Below are 2,677 nucleotides of genomic sequence, written 5' to 3' on the forward strand. Positions count from 1 at the left end.
CCTCCGCGTCGGCGACCGGCGAGGCCGACAGCGGATCCGGCCCCTCGCCGAAATCGGTCGTGCCCGCGGACTCGCTCGCGTCCGCGTCGTCAGCGTCGTCGGCCGCCGTCACTCGGAACTCCTCCAAACTACCGACCTCGTGGAACGCACACACCGCGTCGACGAGGGTCTCCCGGACGGCACGGGCGGACTCGTTGGGGGCTTTGAACCGCTCCGACCGACCGTCGTGGGCGAGCACGACTGCGGTGGCGACGGTCCCCTCCTCGAAGTCGAGGTCGGTCAGGTTCGCGTACGGGAACTCCTCGAACTCCTCGTCCCACACCGCCGAGCCGACGTGTTTCACGAGCCGGCTGTCGGTGACGACGAGGGTGAGCTCCGAGAACCGGAACGTCCGTCTGACCGACTCTCCGGGCTCCGTGACCCCCGTCGCCGACAGCACGCCGGCGAGGATCGGGTGGAGCGCGTCATCGACGCGTTTCGTCGGGAGCGAGAGCGTTTCGTCCCCGTCGAGCCCGTAGCCGAGAACGATCTTCGACTTGCGTCGGCCGGTCGACACCGCGATCCGCTCGGCGTCGTGACCGTACTCCTCGACCGACTCGTCGGAGAGGAGGCCGTCCGCCCGGTACACGAGCGTTCGCGTCGGCGTGACCGCGAGGACATCGTCTCCCCCGAGCGGGACCTCGGCGACGACTTCCTCGTCGCCGACGGCCCCGGACAGTAGTTCGGGAAGGCTCATACGCCGAACGTCCGGGGCGTCCGGCATAAATCCGCGGGGTCCGGTTCTCGCGACTGGATCCGGCCTGTCATCATCTCGATCTGTTATCATCTCGGCCTGTCATCGTCTCGATCTGTTATCATCTCGGCCTGTCATCGTCTGCCACGGTTCCGACGGATGGGAAGGTTAAAGGGTCTCATCGCGGTACGAAAGGGTGAGGCCGGGTGGCTTAGCTGGACATAGCGCCGCACTCATAGGGTTCGGAGATTCGGTGCGGTGACGCCTTGGAAGCGTCCGCGTCCTTCCCGTGGCTCCGCCGAGCCTCGGACCTGGGACATGCGGAGATCGTGGGTTCGGAGCCCACCCCGGCCATCCCTCTCCTTCCCGAACGACTGATCGCCGAGCCCTGCGTCCACGACTCGATGTCCACCCTCCACAGGACCCCCGCGTCGTTTCAACGGAAGACACATACCTCCGGAACCGAAGCGGGTGATATGAAAGACGCCTCACGACGCCAGGTTCTCGGCGCGGCAGCGACCGGAACCGCCCTCTCGATCGCCGGCTGTAGCGCGCTCGACGGTGACGAACCGGTACCGGATACGGACGGATCGGCGGGAGTCGCAACCGTCGCTGTCGACATCGACGAGCGCATGGCCGAGCGCGAAGCGGAGATCCAACAACAGCTCGAAGACGAGGAGATCAGCCAGGAGGAGGCACAGGCCGAGTTCCAGGCCGCCCAGATCGAGGCCTTGGGGGACGCGGTGGACGCCGTCGAGTCGTACGCCGCCGAGACTGACGGGCTCGATGTCGTCGACAGCAGCGATCAGGTCGGCGCACTCCTCGTCGACGGCGACCCTGCCGCGGTGATCGCGGCGCTCGACAACGACGACGTCGGCGCGCTCGTCTCCGCGGCCCAGTTCCAAGAGTTCCAGGAAGGACAGCCCGCGGAGGGCGACGACGGCGGCCAGTAGCCGGCGTCGGCTAGCGATCCCGCAGCACCGTCTCGCCGGGCGCGACCGTGGCGTCGGCCGAGAGGGTCACGCCCGCGTTGATCGTGCAGTTGATTCCGGTTTTGACCCCATCGCCACAGACGATCCCGAACTTCCGTCGCCCCGTACTGACGCGGTCCCCCTTCACCGTGAGCTCGACGGGCGCACCGTCGTGTCTGAGGTTCGCGACGGTCGTCCCCGCGCCGAGGTTGACGTCGGTTCCGAGCACGCTGTCGCCGAGATAGGTGAGGTGTGGCACCGCCGAGCCGGCCATCACGACGCTGTTTTTCACCTCGACGCCGTGGCCCACCCGAGTGTCGGGACCGAGGTAGGTCGCCCCTCTGAGGTAGGCGTTCGGCCCGACGTGACTCCCGGCGCTTACGTACGCCGGCCCCTCGATCACGACGCCCGGCTCGATCGTCGCGCCGTTCTCGACGACGACATCGCCGCGGAGCTCGGCGTCGTCGCTCACCTCGCCGCCGACCTCGCGGTCGAGCTCCGCGAGCGTCCACTCGTTGGCCGCGAGCAGCTCCCACGGTCGCCCCACGTCCAGCCAGCGGTCGAAGGGGATCGACCGCACGTCGGTCGTCTCGCAGGCGCGCTGGAGAACGTCGGTGAGTTCGAGCTCGCCGCGGTCGCTCTCGTCCACGTCGAGCCACGACAGCGCCGCCGCCGGGAAGACGTACGCGCCCGTGTTTACGAGATCCGAGGGCGGGTCGTCGGGCTTCTCTACCACCTCCAGCACTCGCCCGTCCTCGACGCGTAACACGCCGTAGGCCGACGGGTTCTCGACGCGATAGGAGCCCACCGCGGCGTCGGCGTCGTACAGCGCCGCGAGCGAGGCGCGGTCGTAGAGCACGTCGCCGTTCAACACGACGAACGGGGCGTCGTCGAGCGCGGGGCGAGCCGTCCGCACGGCGTCAGCGGTGCCGCGCTGTTCGGCCTGCTCGACGGTGTCGACCGGTATCGGCCA

3 protein-coding genes and 1 tRNA gene are annotated in these 2,677 nt (G+C 68.5%); 2 read left to right on the forward strand and 2 right to left on the reverse strand.

Annotation, left to right across the window (positions count from 1 at the left end; translation table 11 throughout):
* The coding region (locus ACFQEU_RS14215; RefSeq protein WP_465261155.1) for a DUF7115 domain-containing protein at positions 1–736 on the reverse strand (736 nt) is incomplete at its 3' end.
* Between the two features lie 197 nt (positions 737–933).
* Between ACFQEU_RS14215 and ACFQEU_RS14220 the strand changes: the two genes are divergently transcribed.
* Positions 934–1,087 (forward strand) — tRNA-Met (locus ACFQEU_RS14220).
* 122 nt (positions 1,088–1,209) lie between these two features.
* The gene (locus ACFQEU_RS14225) at positions 1,210–1,686 is read left to right on the forward strand and encodes an efflux RND transporter periplasmic adaptor subunit (protein ID WP_379783218.1); all 477 of its coding nucleotides are present in this window, start codon (positions 1,210–1,212) and stop codon (positions 1,684–1,686) included.
* A 10-nt stretch (positions 1,687–1,696) separates the two neighbouring features.
* On the opposite strand, the gene glmU is transcribed toward ACFQEU_RS14225, so the two are convergent.
* Positions 1,697–2,677, reverse strand: a 981-nt coding sequence (glmU, locus tag ACFQEU_RS14230) for a bifunctional sugar-1-phosphate nucleotidylyltransferase/acetyltransferase (protein ID WP_379783220.1), incomplete at its 5' end; no start/stop codon positions are given.

This window comes from Halorubrum tibetense, from assembly GCF_042661865.1.
Lineage (GTDB): Archaea > Halobacteriota > Halobacteria > Halobacteriales > Haloferacaceae > Halorubrum > Halorubrum tibetense.

Bases quoted from the DNA above. Each gene is read 5' to 3' on its own strand.
- ACFQEU_RS14225 (WP_379783218.1), top strand. From the start codon at position 1,210: ATGAAAGACGCCTCACGACGCCAGGTTCTCGGCGCGGCAGCGACCGGA.